This window comes from Lysinibacillus sp. 1 U-2021 (genome assembly GCF_029916965.1).
Lineage (GTDB): Bacteria > Bacillota > Bacilli > Bacillales_A > Planococcaceae > Lysinibacillus > Lysinibacillus capsici.
Map to the genome: position 1 here is coordinate 4,307,530 of NZ_CP123966.1, position 16,076 is coordinate 4,323,605.

At 37.9% G+C, this 16,076-nt stretch carries 21 protein-coding genes; 12 read left to right on the forward strand and 9 right to left on the reverse strand.

Translation table 11 applies throughout. From position 1 onward, the window contains the following. Positions 1-8: 8 nt before the first annotated feature. Complete coding sequence (locus tag QH639_RS22965) at positions 9-1,193, reverse strand: acetyl-CoA C-acetyltransferase (protein WP_193767295.1); 1,185 nt, start codon at positions 1,191-1,193, stop codon at positions 9-11. Between the two features lie 207 nt (positions 1,194-1,400). Between QH639_RS22965 and QH639_RS22970 the strand changes: the two genes are divergently transcribed. After that, the gene (locus QH639_RS22970; protein WP_281116226.1) at positions 1,401-2,372 is read left to right on the forward strand and encodes an alpha/beta hydrolase; all 972 of its coding nucleotides are present in this window, start codon (positions 1,401-1,403) and stop codon (positions 2,370-2,372) included. Positions 2,373-2,420: 48 nt separating this feature from the next. Here the strand turns inward: QH639_RS22970 and QH639_RS22975 are convergent, their stop codons facing one another. From QH639_RS22975 to sirA, 3 genes are all read right to left on the reverse strand, one after another. Beyond that, positions 2,421-2,924, reverse strand: coding sequence for an S-ribosylhomocysteine lyase (locus QH639_RS22975; protein WP_048391314.1), 504 nt, complete (start codon positions 2,922-2,924; stop codon positions 2,421-2,423). 110 nt (positions 2,925-3,034) lie between these two features. Continuing rightward, on the reverse strand, positions 3,035-3,253 hold the full coding sequence (locus QH639_RS22980; protein WP_004232154.1) for a YneF family protein: 219 nt from the start codon (positions 3,251-3,253) through the stop codon (positions 3,035-3,037). Between the two features lie 98 nt (positions 3,254-3,351). Then, entirely contained in the window at positions 3,352-3,777 is a 426-nt protein-coding gene (sirA, locus tag QH639_RS22985) for a sporulation inhibitor of replication protein SirA (protein WP_004232148.1), read from the reverse strand. Between the two features lie 338 nt (positions 3,778-4,115). Between sirA and QH639_RS22990 the strand changes: the two genes are divergently transcribed. From QH639_RS22990 to QH639_RS23015, 6 genes are all read left to right on the forward strand, one after another. Continuing rightward, complete coding sequence (locus QH639_RS22990; RefSeq protein ID WP_048391315.1) at positions 4,116-4,472, forward strand: lmo0954 family membrane protein; 357 nt, start codon at positions 4,116-4,118, stop codon at positions 4,470-4,472. Between the two features lie 15 nt (positions 4,473-4,487). Then, entirely contained in the window at positions 4,488-5,126 is a 639-nt protein-coding gene (locus tag QH639_RS22995) for a PspA/IM30 family protein (protein ID WP_131519519.1), read from the forward strand. 153 nt (positions 5,127-5,279) lie between these two features. Continuing rightward, positions 5,280-6,395, forward strand: a complete 1,116-nt coding sequence (locus tag QH639_RS23000) for an alpha/beta fold hydrolase (protein ID WP_131519518.1) — start codon at positions 5,280-5,282, stop codon at positions 6,393-6,395. A 56-nt stretch (positions 6,396-6,451) separates the two neighbouring features. Further along, a complete protein-coding gene (gene liaF / locus QH639_RS23005) occupies positions 6,452-7,135 on the forward strand; it encodes a cell wall-active antibiotics response protein LiaF (protein WP_131519517.1) in 684 nt (227 codons plus the stop codon). Beyond that, complete coding sequence (locus QH639_RS23010) at positions 7,132-8,172, forward strand: sensor histidine kinase (protein WP_131519516.1); 1,041 nt, start codon at positions 7,132-7,134, stop codon at positions 8,170-8,172. The genes liaF and QH639_RS23010 overlap by 4 nt, the downstream gene beginning before the upstream one ends. Continuing rightward, entirely contained in the window at positions 8,147-8,779 is a 633-nt protein-coding gene (locus QH639_RS23015) for a response regulator transcription factor (RefSeq protein ID WP_009370700.1), read from the forward strand. Before QH639_RS23010 ends, QH639_RS23015 begins: the two co-directional genes overlap by 26 nt. 45 nt (positions 8,780-8,824) lie before the next feature. Here the strand turns inward: QH639_RS23015 and QH639_RS23020 are convergent, their stop codons facing one another. The 3 genes from QH639_RS23020 to QH639_RS23030 all read right to left on the reverse strand — a co-directional run bounded on the left by QH639_RS23020 (position 8,825) and on the right by QH639_RS23030 (position 11,937). Further along, the gene (locus QH639_RS23020; protein ID WP_131519515.1) at positions 8,825-9,472 is read right to left on the reverse strand and encodes an HAD family hydrolase; all 648 of its coding nucleotides are present in this window, start codon (positions 9,470-9,472) and stop codon (positions 8,825-8,827) included. 109 nt (positions 9,473-9,581) lie between these two features. After that, entirely contained in the window at positions 9,582-11,576 is a 1,995-nt protein-coding gene (gene tkt / locus QH639_RS23025; protein WP_131519514.1) for a transketolase, read from the reverse strand. Positions 11,577-11,703: 127 nt separating this feature from the next. Continuing rightward, complete coding sequence (locus QH639_RS23030; protein ID WP_004232132.1) at positions 11,704-11,937, reverse strand: DUF896 domain-containing protein; 234 nt, start codon at positions 11,935-11,937, stop codon at positions 11,704-11,706. Between the two features lie 187 nt (positions 11,938-12,124). On the opposite strand from QH639_RS23030, the gene QH639_RS23035 reads away from it, so the two are divergent. From QH639_RS23035 to def, 4 genes are all read left to right on the forward strand, one after another. Further along, complete coding sequence (locus QH639_RS23035; protein WP_131519513.1) at positions 12,125-12,658, forward strand: GNAT family N-acetyltransferase; 534 nt, start codon at positions 12,125-12,127, stop codon at positions 12,656-12,658. A gap of 1 nt (position 12,659) precedes the next feature. Then, positions 12,660-13,193: a DJ-1/PfpI family protein gene (locus tag QH639_RS23040; RefSeq protein ID WP_131519512.1), complete on the forward strand. Its 534-nt coding sequence runs from the start codon at positions 12,660-12,662 to the stop codon at positions 13,191-13,193. 279 nt (positions 13,194-13,472) lie between these two features. Next, positions 13,473-13,664: a helix-turn-helix transcriptional regulator gene (locus tag QH639_RS23045; RefSeq protein ID WP_066036592.1), complete on the forward strand. Its 192-nt coding sequence runs from the start codon at positions 13,473-13,475 to the stop codon at positions 13,662-13,664. Further along, on the forward strand, positions 13,657-14,232 hold the full coding sequence (gene def / locus QH639_RS23050) for a peptide deformylase (protein ID WP_131519511.1): 576 nt from the start codon (positions 13,657-13,659) through the stop codon (positions 14,230-14,232). The genes QH639_RS23045 and def overlap by 8 nt, the downstream gene beginning before the upstream one ends. Before the next feature lie 30 nt (positions 14,233-14,262). Here def and QH639_RS23055 read toward each other — a convergent pair whose 3' ends face one another. Together QH639_RS23055 and yneA are read right to left on the reverse strand one after the other, a co-directional pair. Beyond that, on the reverse strand, positions 14,263-14,928 hold the full coding sequence (locus QH639_RS23055; protein ID WP_004232122.1) for a YneB family resolvase-like protein: 666 nt from the start codon (positions 14,926-14,928) through the stop codon (positions 14,263-14,265). After that, positions 14,925-15,239 (reverse strand): cell division suppressor protein YneA, encoded by a 315-nt coding sequence (yneA, locus tag QH639_RS23060; protein WP_066036589.1) that lies wholly within the window; start codon positions 15,237-15,239, stop codon positions 14,925-14,927. Before yneA ends, QH639_RS23055 begins: the two co-directional genes overlap by 4 nt. A 166-nt stretch (positions 15,240-15,405) precedes the next feature. Between yneA and lexA the strand changes: the two genes are divergently transcribed. After that, positions 15,406-16,023, forward strand: coding sequence for a transcriptional repressor LexA (lexA, locus tag QH639_RS23065; RefSeq protein WP_004232118.1), 618 nt, complete (start codon positions 15,406-15,408; stop codon positions 16,021-16,023). The last annotated feature ends 53 nt before the right edge of the window (positions 16,024-16,076 follow it).

Sequence of the window (16,076 nt, forward strand, 5' to 3'; positions counted from 1 at the left end):
TATTGACATCAAGGGCGCTTCACAACTGTTGCTACGCCTTGTCCACCGCCGATACATAATGTGGCTAAGCCCGTTTTCACATCACGCTTTTCCATCTCATGTAATAGCGTTACCAAAATCCGAGCACCACTAGCACCGATTGGGTGACCAAGAGCAATGGCACCCCCGTTAACATTTAGTTTATCATGATTAAAGCTTAATTCACGATCTACAGCAATTGATTGTGCTGCAAATGCTTCATTTGCTTCAATTAAATCGATATCGTTTAAAGTAATCTCAGCCTTTGTCAGCGCTTTTTGTACTGCTTTTACAGGACCTGTACCCATAATTGCAGGATCTACACCAGCACTAGCATTCGCTGAAATGATCGCCATTGGTTGAATGCCTAGCTCTTGTGCTTTTTCCTTTGACATCACCACTACCGCTGCCGCACCATCATTAATACCAGACGCGTTCGCTGCTGTGACAGAGCCATCCTTTTTAAATGCTGGTCGTAGCTTACCTAATGATTCTGCTGTCACACCTGCTCGTGGAAATTCATCTTTATTGAAAAGCAGTGGCTCTCCCTTGCGCTGTGGAATCTCAACAGCAACGATTTCATTTTCAAACTTGCCCGCTGCAATTGCTGCCTCTGCGCGTTGCTGAGAACGAGCTGCAAAAGCATCCTGCTCTTCTCGAGAAATTTGATACATATCACATAAATTCTCAGCTGTAATGCCCATATGATAATCGTTAAAAGCACACCATAGGCCATCATGAATCATTGTATCTACTATCTTTTGGTCGCCCATTCGGAAGCCTTCTCGTGCATTTTTTAATACGTATGGAGCCTGGCTCATATTTTCAAATCCACCTGCAACAACAATCTCTGCATCTCCCGCTAAAATCGCCTGTGTTGCTAAATGAACAGCCTTTAAACCCGATCCACATACTTTATTAATTGTTAAGGCTGATACCTCTTGAGGTAACCCCGCTTTAATTGCCGCTTGTCGCGCTGGATTTTGTCCAAGTCCAGCCGATAAAACATTCCCCATAATGACCTCATCAACCTGTTCTCCTGCTACGCCAGCACGCGCTAATGCTTCTTTAATGACAATGCTACCTAACGTTGTCGCTGGTACATCTTTTAATGTCCCCTGAAATGAGCCGATTGCAGTACGCACCGCGCTCACGATTACTACCTCGTTTGTCATAATCATTCTCCCCTTTTCCCCGTTCAAGAATCAACACTGCATGCATATGCTACTAGCAGATATGTATATTTTAACAAATATTATGACGATTTTCGATAATAGAAATAATCGCAGTTTTGCCAAAGATATTGTAAAATGTTGACGTGTTTTAAACAATCTTAGTTGGGAACATTACAAATAAGAAACAGCATGTGGAGGTGTTTTATGATGAAAAAGAAGATGCTTTTATTCTCTGGTATTACAACAACGCTAGCCGCCGCTGCAACAGGTCTGTTCGGCTTCGCGCTTTCCAATAAATTAATGTATATCCAACAAAAAGACCCTGAATTTATACGGGAACGAGAAACGACCGCAAAACGCTTTGATGAGGCTTGGTACAATAAAAACTTGAAATGTGAACTGAATATTGATTCTCCAAATGGCTATACAATTCGAGGCATTATGTTTCAGCCATTGCAAACAAATAACACGATCATCATTTGCCACGGTGTCACCGAAAATAAAATAAATTCCGTGAAATATGCTCGCCTTTTTGAAAGACTTGGCTATAATTCTGTTATATTTGACCACCGTCGCCATGGTGAATCTGGAGGCAAGACTACAAGCTATGGCTACTATGAGAAAAACGATCTTGATGCCGTGGTGAAAACAGTCAAAGCCATGATTGGAGAGGATGCTATACTTGGCATTCACGGTGAATCGATGGGTGCTGCAACCATGCTCCTCTATGCAGGAACAGTCGAGGATGGCGCTGATTTTTATATCTCAGATTGCGCGTTCTCCGACTTTTCTATGTTACTCAAACAAATTGCAAAAACTGAATTTAAATATGGCTCCATTATTCCTATTCGTTTTGCTGACTTTTTTGTTCGTCTCAGAGATGGTTACTCATTTAAAAGTGTAACACCTTCCGAAGCCGTCACACATATTGAAAAACCTGTGCTCTTTATCCATAGTATTCCAGATACGTTTATTCCAGCTTCCATGTCACTCGATCTCTACAATAAAAAAACCGGTCCAAAAAAATTAAAACTTTTTGATACGGGGGCACATGCACAATCCTTTAATGAAAATATGGATGAATATGAGGATTTAATTCATGATTTTTTAGACAATTTTATTTATCAAAAAATCAATCGGGATTCCTCTTCTTCGAATGTCATTCCATTCCATTTTTAGGGCAATGAAAAACCTTGCGTTATTTTACTCGCAAGGTTTTTATTTTATTTAATCTTCAAAAATAATATGCCATTCATCACGTTTCGCTAAAAACTCTTTCGCTAATGCTTGGGCCCCTTCTAAACTATGGCTAGCAGCCCAGCCACATTGCACTTCATTGCAGGCAGGCACTGCGGTTGCCTTTGTCACATCTGTAAATGTGTTCTCTAAAATAGCTAATAAATCCTCATAATCATTATGATTGATCAAGGACACATAGAAGCCTGTTTGACAACCCATTGGACTGAAATCAACAATATGATCAGAGTAATTACGGATAATGTCAGCAGATAAATGCTCCAAAGAATGCAATGCAGGCATTTCCATATGCTCCTTATTTGGCTGTTTAAAGCGAATATCGTATTTATATACCTCATCGCCATTTTTGCCCGTTTTCACACCTGCTAAACGAACATAAGGTGCCTTTACTTTTGTATGATCTAGATCAAAACTTTCTACATTTGTTTTTTCTTTTTGCAATATACACAACTCCCTTCCATATAGTAACTCCATTATACATAGTTTCCCGATAGAGTTGTATGATTTTTAAGAATTATTTAAATACTATTAAAAATAAAAAAACAACTAGTTAAGCTTGAACTAGTTGCTCGGAACATTCCAAATTACTTCTGGAATTTATTCATTTGCGCCATCATTTGACGTACTTGCTTTTCAGACGGCGTACGACCCATTTGCGCCATCATCATACGAATCATTTGCTCATTAATAGGTGGGTTTTCTTTCAAATATTTCATCATAGCTTGACGAGCGAAATAGAAACCAAGTGCTGCGCCCGCTGCTAATGCGATAATTACGATAATAATCCAGCCCCATGTAGGCATACAACCAACCTCCTCCACTACAATATACCGAGAAAAACTCTCCACGCTCCATTATACACCAAATAATAGCGTGTTACTATATATTGTAGTGAATTTTCCTAGTGCATTGTATACTTCATCGGCTTTAACCACCCACACTCATTATCCTGTTTATTAAAAGCAATAAAACGTTCACTCATTTTAGCAAGCATTTGAAATAAATCTAAATCTAGCATTCGCGAACCTTCACAGTAAACACAAATTTTACGATCTACTAAATAAATAGCCATTTTACCTTTGATCGGATGTTCTAAAAACAAAGCATTACGAGCTCTTTCTAGGTGTGCATATTTGGAATCAAGTTGATGCTCTAACATGGCTGCAATCTCCTCAAAACGAACGGATTCACATATATATGCAAGCTCTTTTAAGGATTTCTCATTGGCATCTTCACAACCTTGCATCATCTCTAACAACTTACGCTCTCTGCCAAAAATAAACGTTAAATGCTCTTCTTTTATCTTATATATAGAATAGGTTCTCACCAGAAATCCTCCTTCGCTCAGTTTCTTTTTCATAAGTATAGCTCATTCAATCTTGTTTATTTGTCAAACGAAGGAGGGATCTCTCTTCTATTTTTGTCGAAAAAATTCTAGTTTCGGGTCTATAAATGACTTTATGACAAATGGTATTTCCAACCAAAAATAATTAATATTTTTCCAAAAACAAGAAAAAGTCTTATTAAACACGGCTAAAAAGCTTCTATTTTGGCTGCTTAGATGAATCTCAGCCTCAAGACCTAGTTCAAAATCAATTTCGAGTCCGTTTTAGACAATCTTGTAAATAGGTAACATAAAGGTACAAACGAAAGGAGCTAAAACAAATGAAAAAATTTCTTTTATTAACTGGAGGCGTCATTGCAGCATGTGTTGCACTAGCGTTAATTGGACCACTGGCGGGGTTATTATTCTCTGGATTATTTGTAGCACTGGGCATGCACTTCTACATTGCTAGTAAGTCATCTTTCGGTAAAATTTTCTGGTTTACAGTTGGTCTAATCGGTGTCCTATCAGCAGTGTCTAACATTCCAGCAATGGTAGGTCTTGCTGCCATCGCCATTATCTATGTTATCTATAAAAAATGGAATGGTGAAGATGTAAAAATCCCTACAATTGAAGGAAAAAAAGAAGAAGATCCGTTTACAAACTTTGAAAAAGAATGGTCAAATTTAACAAAATAAAAGGAGCGATTTTAAATGAACTTATTTCAACGTTTTAGATATACAATAGAGGCAGACTTACACCAATTATTTGATAAGAAGGAACAAAAAAATCCGATTGCGATGTTAAATCAATACATTCGTGAAGCAGAAAAACAAACAGAACAAACAGGCAAATTATTAGAGCGACAAGGGCAATTAAAAGAAAAGCTAGAGCAAGAATATAAAGAAAACGCAGATTTACTAGCGAAACGTGAATCTCAATTAGCATTAGCAAAATCTAGCGGAGAGCAGGACTTAATTGATTTCGCTACGGATGAAGTAACAGCTTATTCAGCTCGTAACCTTACATTACAAGCTAGCATTGAAGCAAGTACTCGTGAATACTTCGAGCTCGAGCGTAAATTTGAAACAATGAAGCATAAAATTAAAGATATGAAAGTGCGTCAATTACAGCTGATGGGGAAAGAAAATGTAACTCGTGCCCATCATCAAATGGATGGAATGATTGCCAAAAATAATAAAACAAACTTTGAAGATTTAGAAGCATATATCGATAAATTAGCTTATCAAATCGATAAAGACCATGAGCTTACAACTTTTGAGGCAAGACTGGCAGAATTAGAAAAAAAAGCAGTAGAAGAAAGCTCACCACTGCTAATTGAAAATAAATAACATGGTATAATATAAACAGATAAGGGATGCCTCTATTTAGGAAGCATCCCATTTCTTTGAAGAAAAACAGTGTAGTTTATAGGAGCTTTTCTCTTCCAAATCCTTAATATGTGATTTTACTTGCGATTAATACTGGAAAAGGAATTAACTAAGATGAAAATTAAAAAGTGGGTCCATCATATGATTAAAATCTGCCTTTTTGTTTTAATTTTTCTCCTCGTACTTTCAATCTGTTTATTGTGTTATCGTTCCATTGTTCAACAGCAGATAAAGCAACAAAGTACGGCCATTATTGAAAATGGTGGTATTAGTGAACTAAAAGAAATAACTGTCAATGGAGATAAACAATTTATACTAGTAGAGGGGCAAGATAAAGAAAGACCATTTTGTTTATTCCTTCATGGTGGCCCTGGCTCCCCATTTCCATATGGGGTAAGTGCTAGAACGCTGTTTCCTGAGATTACAGAGAACTGCGTAGCTGTATTTTATGATCAACGGGGGTCTGGTAAAAGTTATAATAAAAACTTATCATTAAACACAATGAACTTAGCTCAATTCACAGAAGATGCAAATAGTATTGTGGATTTTATAAGAGTACATTACAAACAGGAAAAGATCTTTATCATTGGGCAATCTTTTGGAACAGTAATCGGAACACAATTAATAGCTAAATATCCCGAAAAGTTTCACGCTTATTTAGGCATTTCTCAATTAACAAATCCAACAAAGGGACAGGAACTTGGTTATGAGTGGCTAAAGAACGAAGCCCAAGCAATTGACGATGAGAAAACTCTTAGAATTTTGGAGAGTTTTGATAAAAAACCCTATCTTGAAGAAGATGAAGACCAGTTTAGTAAACTTATCAATCAATATAAAGGAATGAATTATTCTGATGATACCATAGAAAAGGTGAACCTTTTTAATTTAATCAAAGGGGCTTTCACTTCACCTGACTATTCTTTACAAAATATTTATCATGCATTTATTTCTGGTCCCCAATTTAGTCTTATCGAAAGCAAGGAATTAAAAAAAGAAATTATCCTTACTAATTTTTTCGAAACTGTTAAAACTATAGAAATCCCTGTTTATCTTATTCATGGAATATATGATAAACAGGCAAATTATGAATTATCTAAACAATATTACGAGATTTTAGATGCACCAAATGGCAAGGAGTTTATCACATTACAACACTCTGCTCACTATCCAAACAAACTTGATGTCACACTAATAAATGACACATTGAAAAAAATGCTTGAAAGGTATTAAAGCATGTAGAGAAGTTCAGCTTCTCACATCAATTTCTAGAAGGAAGGGTGACCCTCATGCAAAATTTCACAACAAATAAGCTCACATTTTGGGTTCTTTGCTTCTTTTTACTCGTCTTTGTGGAGCTAACTATATTTAATAATGGTGGCGCCTTCTGTTTATTGATTGGGGCTGTACTTCTTTATTTGAGTTTTTCCAAAAAAGTTCGATTTTTTAAATGGACAGGAATTTTCTTTATTGCCATTGCTTTGTTCACGATGTGGAGCTTACGTTTATTTATCGTCATCATGCTCTTATATATGCTCTATCAATACTTGCAAAGAGAAAACGAGCCAAAAGTAGTTGGCGCAGAGCTTTTTGAAAAACTCCCTGCGATTAAAAATGACCTAATTGGTACAATGCCAGCGCCTATAGAAGCTTATAAATGGCAAGATGTACAAATTCAGCGCCTCGCTGGAGATATTACCATCGATACAACGCAAACGATTTTACCAGCTGGCACTAGTCTTATTACAATTCGACAAGGTATTGGTAAAGTTCAAATTTATATTCCTTATGAAATTCCATTCCGTTTACAGTATACGACGTTATTTGGTGAGCTCTCCTGCTTACACGTAGGGCCGCAACGTATAGTAAATGAAAGTATTACTTTCTCAGACGGCAACCCCCAGGATGCTAAACGTGTACTGATTATTCATGTCGCAACCTGGCTTGGAGATTTGGAGGTGCTACGAAAATGATAGCCTTTATCTCAAGATTATTTACATTATTTTTCATTTTAATGAGTGCTGTTTTCGGTCTTCTTGTTGCACTATGGGGCAATCCTGATGAAAAAACATGGGAGCCCTTATGGCAGCAGAATTACGATAATATCCCTCTAGGTGGCATCATCCTAGTTAGCCTGTTTATACTTAGCTTCCTGTTTGCCAGCTGGATCAGTATGACTGCAAGGGCACGAGAAGCGCAGGCAACACGAATAGTGAAACAACTGATCGAGCCTGATTTTGTTTTTCCTAAAAAACAAGCTCTTCCGAAATCGTTAAAAAAGGCACTTGTCCAAACGAGTGAATTAATTGATACGCAACGTAAAAGTTTACAGCGTTTGTCCAATGAACGGGCTGAGGCCAATGATAAAATTATTCAGGAGCGTATTATTGCTGAACGCCAACGACTAGCTAGAGAACTCCATGATTCTGTGTCACAGCAACTATTTGCTGCCTCTATGTTACTATCTGCATTAACTGAAAATGACGAACATGCTACTAGCTTAAAACAGGTTGAGAAAATCGTTCAGCAGGCCCAGCTAGAAATGCGTGCATTACTGCTACACTTACGGCCTGTAGCTTTACACAATAAAACATTGGCACAAGGCTTAGAGGAATTGATTATTGAACTTCAGCAAAAAGTTTATTTCCATATAGAATATGAATTAGAAGAAATGGCCTTAACTAAAGCAGAGGAAGATCATTTATTTCGTATTGCACAAGAGGCACTCTCCAATACGCTGCGTCATGCCAAAGCAAGTGAGGTGGAATTACTTCTTGTGGCACGAGACGACTTAGCTATTTTACGAATTCAAGATAATGGTTTAGGCTTTGATGTGGAGGAAGATAAATCCACATCATACGGTTTACAAAACATAGCTGAACGAGCAGTTGAAATTGGCTGCACCTATAAAATTGTATCAGTGCCTGGTGAAGGAACAATTGTAGAGGTTAAAATTCCTTTACAAAAAGAGGAGGTCAATGTCGATGATACAAGTGCTCATAGTGGATGATCATGAAATGGTACGGATTGGTGTGTCAGCCTATCTTTCAGCACAGCCAGATATTACGGTTGTAGGTGAGGCTGAGAACGGTAAAGAAGCTGTGGAACGTGCCCTAGCGCTAAGGCCTGATATTATTTTAATGGATAATGTGATGCCTGTTATGACAGGAGCAGAGGCAACAGTGGAAATATTAGCAGCATGGCCTGAGGCAAAAATCATGATGGTGACTAGCTTTTTAGATGATGATAAAGTATATCCTGCCTTAGAGGCTGGCGCGGTAAGCTATATTTTAAAAACATCTAATGCCAAACAAATTGCAGATGCTATTCGAAAAACGATGGGTGGCGAAACGGTATTAGAGCCAGAGGTCACTTCCAAAATGATGCACCGCATGCGCCACGGCAATAGTACGCCACTATACGAACAATTGACTGAACGTGAAATGGAAGTATTATTGCTAATGGCCCAGGGTAAAGCCAATCAGGAAATCGCTGATGAGCTATATATTGCCTTGAAAACAGTAAAAACACATGTTAGTAATATTTTAGCAAAGCTAGAAGTTCAAGATCGTACTCAAGCCGTCGTCTACGCCTTCCAAAATGGGCTTGCTAAATAATCCTACATAAAAAAACTGCATGCTGACATGCAGTTTTTCGTGTTTTTAGAGGTATTTTAGGAGATCATTTACATGGTCCACAATATATGTAGGCTCTTCATTTTTTAATTCTTCTAGCGACCCAAAACCATATGTCACACCGATGGCATCGATTTGATTTTCACGAGCGCCAATCAAATCATATTTTCGATCCCCAATCATAATAAATTGCTCTTTTGGATAGGAATCAAACTGTTGAAGCACCTCTGCAATAATCTCACCTTTGGCAGAACGGGAACCATCTAAGTGACTTCCTACGACAAGATCGAAATAGGACTCTAGCTGAAAATACTTTATGATTTGTTCCGCAAAGACAGTTGGTTTTGAGGTGGCAATAGTTAGTATATATCCTTGTTGCTTTAAATGAGCTAACAAAGCTGGAATATCTTCATAGAGTTTATTTTCAAACATTCCCCTTTCCGTAAATCGTTCTCGGTAATCACCAATTGCTTGCGTTATTTGTGCATCATTGAATCCATAGATTTCTTGAAAAGATACTTGTAATGGTGGTCCGATGAATGGTTCCAGTTCATCCAAATCATTCACCATGACGTCCGCTTTCTGTAAAGCATACTGCACTGATTTAGTGATTCCTATTTTAGGATCAGATAATGTTCCATCTAAGTCAAATAACACAACTTTATAGTTCTTCATTTACTCACCCTTTTTATGAAGTTTTTACATATTGTGTTTGCCGCTAAAAAAAGTACCACAACACTCATGCGATGTTTATTTCGCTGAGTGTTGTGGTATTTATTATAAATTATAATGCTTTCACTTTTGCTACTACGTTTTCAACAGTGAAGCCGTATTTTTCCATTACTAATTCACCTGGAGCAGATGCACCGAACTTATCAATTGCTAGAACATCGCCTTCAAAGCCAGTATATTTATGCCAGCCGAAAGATGCCCCCATTTCAATTGCAAGACGTTTTGTAACAGCTTTTGGTAGAACAGATTCTTTGTAAGCGGCGTCTTGTTTTTCGAAGCGATCCATAGATGGCATAGAAACAACTGCTACATCTATACCGTCTGCTTTTAATGCTTTTTGTGCTTCGACAGCAAGCGAAACCTCAGAGCCTGTTGCAATTAAAATAGCATCTGCCACTTCTTTTGTAGCTGGAGACACTGTGTAAGCACCCTTTGCTACGCCCTCACGTACTGTTTCAATAGAAGCGTCAAGAACAGGTAAGTTTTGACGAGATAATACAAGAACAGTTGGTGTTTTTTCTGCTGCTACTGCAAGCTCCCACGCAACTGCTGATTCATTTGCATCCGCAGGGCGAATAACAGATAGGTTTGGCATTGCACGTAATGATGCAAGGTGTTCGATTGGTTCATGTGTTGGACCATCTTCCCCTACTGCAATCGAATCATGTGTGAATACATATGTTACAGGAAGACCCATTAATGCAGATAGACGAATTGCAGGACGAACGTAATCAGAGAATACGAAGAATGTACCACCGAATACATTTAAACCACCGTGAAGAGCCATTCCGTTCATAGCAGCACCCATTGCAAATTCACGAACACCGAACCAGATGTTACGTCCAGCATAGTCGTCTGCTGAGAAATCTCCTGCACCCTTCATCGTTGTTTTATTGGAGCCAGCAAGGTCAGCTGAACCACCAAAGAATGAAGGTGTTTTCTTCGCAATAGCATTAATTGCATCGCCTGAAGAAGAACGAGTTGCTACAGATTTACCAGCTTCATATACAGGTAACTCAGAAGCAAAGTCTTCTGGTAATTCACCATTCATCGCTTTCTCGAATTGAGCTGCTAACGCTGGGAATTCTTCTTTGTATGCAGCAAATTTTGCATTCCAAGCTTCCTCTGGTTGTGCGCCTTGCACTTCAGCAGCCGCATTAAATGTATCGTAAACTTCTGCAGGAATTTGGAATGGTTCATGTGCCCACTCATAGGCAGCCTTCGTTAAGACAACTTCATCTGTACCAAGTGGTGCACCGTGAGAATCTGCTTTACCAGATTTATTTGGAGAACCAAAACCAATCACTGTTTTCACTTCAATTAATGTTGGCTTGCCAGTAGATTTTTTGGCTTCTTCAATGGCTGCATTAATAGCATCTACATCTGTACCATCTGCCACTTTTAAATAATTCCAACCATAAGATTCAAAGCGTTGTTGAACGTTTTCTGAAAATGACTTTTCTAAGTCACCATCTAAAGAAATATCATTAGAATCGTAAAGTACGATTAATTTTTCAAGTTTTAAGTGACCAGCTAATGAAATCGCCTCTGCTGCTACACCTTCCATTAAGTCCCCATCGCCACATAACGCAAATGTGTAGTGGTCAACAATGTCATGACCTGGTTTATTGTAAGTAGCGGCTAAATGGCGCTCAGCCATTGCCATACCAACAGTCATAGCGATTCCTTGTCCAAGAGGACCAGTTGTTGCCTCTACCCCTACTGTATGACCATATTCAGGATGTCCTGGTGTTAATGAATCCCATTGGCGGAAGTTTTGAATTTCTTCCATTGGTAAACCATAGCCTCCAAGGTGAAGTAAGCTGTATAAAAGCATTGAACCATGACCTGCTGATAGTACAAAACGATCACGGTTAAACCATTTTGGATTTGCTGGATTATGGCGTAATTGTTTTGTCCAAAGCGTATAAGCCATTGGCGCTGCTCCCATTGGTAAACCTGGGTGACCAGAATTTGCTTTTTCAATAGCATCGATTGACAAAGTTCGGATAGCATTAATTGCTAAAAGATCCGCGTGTTGAGTCATTATATTGTGACATCCTTTCTCGTCCTATATATTGTTCTTTTACAGTTTAGTCAACATTGCTTTAGAAAACAATGCTTTTTGTTATACTATTTGCGTTTTCATACATACTTTATTGAATTGTGTCACATTAATTTAGAAATTTATTTTTTTGTGCTTGTTTTACCTTCTCAGGAGTTACATCATTTCCTTCTGCATCTACCACTTTAACGTTTTCAATCGTATCTCGCATAGTTGCTCTAAACGTATCTAAATACTCCTTGCGAAGCGCTGTTCGCTCCTTTGCTTCTTCCTCTGTTAATTGTCCGCTTTTTGCTTTAGCAGATAATTCATTAATTCGGTTAATTTTTTCCTTTGATAACATGGTTACACACCTTTCAGTACCTAGCTTAATGACCTCAGTATGCAAAGTATAGCATGGTTTCCCTTAAAATGCAGTTATACCAACCCTTAAAAACACTTCTTAGCCATTATTTACATGACTTCCAGAAGTTAGAGGTGTATAACTAATAATAAAAGGAAAAATTTGATAGATATTAGGAGGAGCTATCATGAACATCACAACACCTAGATTACTTATTCGAACATTTGAAGCCTCAGATTGGCAGGCCGTTTATAGCTATATGTCCGACAAAACGGTCATGCACTATATGCCAGAGGGTGTGTTGAATGAAGATCAGGTTCAAAATTTCATAACAGAGAATAGCAACGAGCAAGCAAAACATTTCGCCATTGTTTTACGTGAACAACAGCGAGTCATTGGTCATCTTGTTTTCCACAAATACTTTGGCGATCATACGTATGAAATTGGATGGGTTATGAATCCTGCCTATCACAATCATGGCTATGCTTCTGAAGCTGCTAAGGCCCTATTAGATCACAGCTTTAATAAAATGAAACTTCATCGAATTATTGCCACATGCCAGCCAGAAAATATCGCTTCTTACCGAGTCATGGAAAAAATCGGAATGCGCCAAGAAGGATTTTTCAAAAAATGCATTCCTCATGGAGAGACTTGGTGGGATGAATACTATTACGCTATTTTAGAGGAAGAATGGAACACTCAAAAGGTAAGAGGTGTATGAAATGAAGAAAACTGCGGTGTTATTATACCCACAATTTAGTGAATATGAATTGAGTGTTGCTTTGTCCATATTAATGCAAGGCGGTAAACCCATCATCACACTTGCATCGAATACCAAACCTATCAGAGGAGAATCTGGTTTAAATTGTATAGCTGATTTATCCGTGAATGAGGTAGAGCTTGACGATATTGATAGTCTACTATTACCAGGCTGTATGGATATTTCTACATTACAACTTGAAGAGAGCTTACTAGACTTCATTCATCTTCTATCTGCAAAAGGAGGAATGATTGCAAGTATTTCTAGCTCCCCTTACCTATTAGCAAAAGCAGGGGTCTTAAAGAACAAAAAATATACAGTAGGACTACCTTTAGATGGCATGGAGCAGTTAGGATGCTTTGAACTTCATAACTATTCAGATGAACTAGTGGTACAAGATGGAAATATCATTACAGCAAGAGGAAGAGGTTTTATTCCTTTCGGTATTTGTTTCGGGCATGCGTTAAAGCTAAATTTTGATGAAAATTGGTATTAAGTGATGATTTAAAACCCAAATGTCCAATTAATCGGGCATTTCATGTTGTTGAAAAAGATGATGTCATTAGTAGAATGAGAATTTTTAACAAGGCTGTGGGGTGATTTCCGTTCCGTCTGTGTGCTACAAGAAAGCAAGCAGCCTGCAACGGAAATCCATTTCTCCCCTTCAATTGACTGTTTTGTTTTTCACACCAAAAGATGTCCAATTAGTTGGACATTTTTTAATTCTTATCTTACGATATATGTCTAATACTTTGGACAAAATGGAGGGATAATTCTGAAGAACATCATCAAAATTTTAAGAAAAAAATTAGGCATAACACAAGCTGCTCTTGCAAAAGAGTGTGGAGTTGTGAGACAGACCATTAATAGTATTGAAAATGATAAATATGATCCGACCCTAGAATTAGCTTTTAAGATTGCTAAGGTTCTCAATAGCCGTATTGATGAGGTGTTTATCTATGACTAAATTTCACCCAAATTATATGATTACAATGAAGGACTTCGTGAAAGAACACTCAGCAATTTTAAGAAAACAAACTCAAGAAGTATCGATACCCGTGACCAATGAGGACCGAAATACCCTCCTAGCCATGCTACAATATCTGAAAAATAGCCAAAATCCAACGCTAGCAAAAAAATATAAGCTTCGCCCTGGGAGTGGGCTCTCTGCTAATCAAATTGGCGTAGATAAACGAATGTTTGCTGTACTCTTTGATGACCAAGAAATGATGCTGATTAACCCTAAAATAATGAGTCATTCCCTTAATATGATTTATCTACCGGAGGGAGAAGGCTGTCTATCTGTAAATCGACCTGTCCCTGGTTTTGTACCGAGATATGAGAGAATTAAAGTCAAAGCTTACGACATCGATGGACATGAAATCATTGTACAGTTACAGGGCTATGGGGCCATCGTTGTACAGCATGAAATCGATCATTTAAATGGCATCATGTTTTATGATCGAATAAATAAAGAGCACCCTTTCCAACTGCCTAATCATGTTATCATCGAAAGCTTTTCTTCGCTTCAGTAGTTTTTTACAGAAAAAAAATTAGCAGGAATATTATTTTCCTGCTAATCTTTCTTGGTGCTCTTGGAAACGACGATGTACAGTCGCCTTACTTACCTCAAATCCTAACCCTCTAAGCGTTATAGAAATTTCTTCAAAGGTAAATCCACGTTTGCGGAGCTTCACAATTTCCTCTACAGGTAGATCTTTTCGCTCCTGCCCCTGCGGATTACCTCGGTTCGATAAATTATTTTCTGGACGATAGCCGTTTTCTACAGCACGTCGCATACCTCGTCGAATTTTAGCATTATGGATTCTACGCTGATACTCCTCTACAATCGCTAAAATTTCAAGCAGCATCGTATCCATTTCATTTAATTGAACTGGGCCTGCATCACGCATCGAAAAAACGTCAGTTGCTGACTTTTGTAATAAATGTAATACAGCCATCCTTGCATTGCCTCGTCCTAAACGAGTTTCATCTTGGACAAAAAGAGCATTAATGTTCTTATCTTTTATAAAATCAAGCATTTCTAGTAAGCCTTCACGTTCTACATCATAGCCACTATGTTGATCTTTAAACACGCCCTTCACCGCATAGCCTTGCTCTTTAGCATAGCGCAGCAACTCTTCCTGCTGGCGCTCTAATGAGGAGCTTTGTGTTTCTTTTTCAGTACTTACGCGACAATAGACAACAGCCGATAGTTGATTATTTATCATTGTTCATTTCTCGCAATTTCGATAGTATTGATGGGACTGGCTTGATCACTCACTACAGGAATAACTAGAGATTTTCCCGCTACAATTTTAATATCTGCTAGTTCATTTTCCGTTTTTACAAGCTTTATCCAATCATCAGTACTCATTTTACCACGATATTGCTCAGCTAACGACCACAAGCTATCTCCATGTTCAATTTGAATTTCTGCGTAACTAACTTTTCCTGGATCAGTAATGTAAAGGTATGCTGCAAATAGTAAACAAGCTCCTATTAAAATTGAGATATGTGTGTTTTTCTTCAACCATGTCATAATCATTACCCCTTTTTAAGAATGTTTGTTCGGAATGTATGTTCCCATAATAAAGCGAACAAACGTTTTTGTCAAACACTTTTCGAACCTATGTTTGCATACATGTTCGCATTCTGTTATACTATCAAATAAGTAGAATGATATTAGAAAAAAGAGGTGAGCACTCATGAAAAAAGTTTCGAAAAGACAAGAGGACATTTTAGCTTTCATTAAGGAAGAGGTACGAGCTAAAGGATATCCACCATCAGTACGTGAAATTGGTGAAGCAGTTGGACTTGCTTCCAGTTCAACTGTTCATGGACATTTAGCTCGATTAGAACAAAAAGGCTTTATTCGTCGAGATCCAACAAAGCCACGCGCAATTGAAATTTTAGAGCCTGAAGAATCCATTCAAAAGCAACAGGTGATCCATGTCCCACTTGTCGGGAAGGTTACAGCTGGTTCTCCAATTACAGCAATTGAAAATATTGAAGAATACTTCCCATTACCCGATACGTATGGCACAAGTGAAGATCAATTGTTCATGCTAGAAATCATGGGGGAATCAATGATTGAAGCTGGGATTTTAGATGGAGATTTAGTCATTGTCAAACAAAAGGCAACAGCTAATAATGGGGATATTGTTGTAGCTATGACAGCTGAGGATGAAGCAACTGTAAAACGTTTCTTTAAAGAGAAAAACCATTTCCGTTTACAACCTGAAAATTCTTCTATGGAACCTATTATTGTCGATCAAGTTTCTATTTTAGGACAAGTTGTAGGTCTTTACAGACGTGTACATTAACGATTAAAGCAGGTTTTGAGGATTATGTTCCTTCTAAGAGCATGTATCCTCTT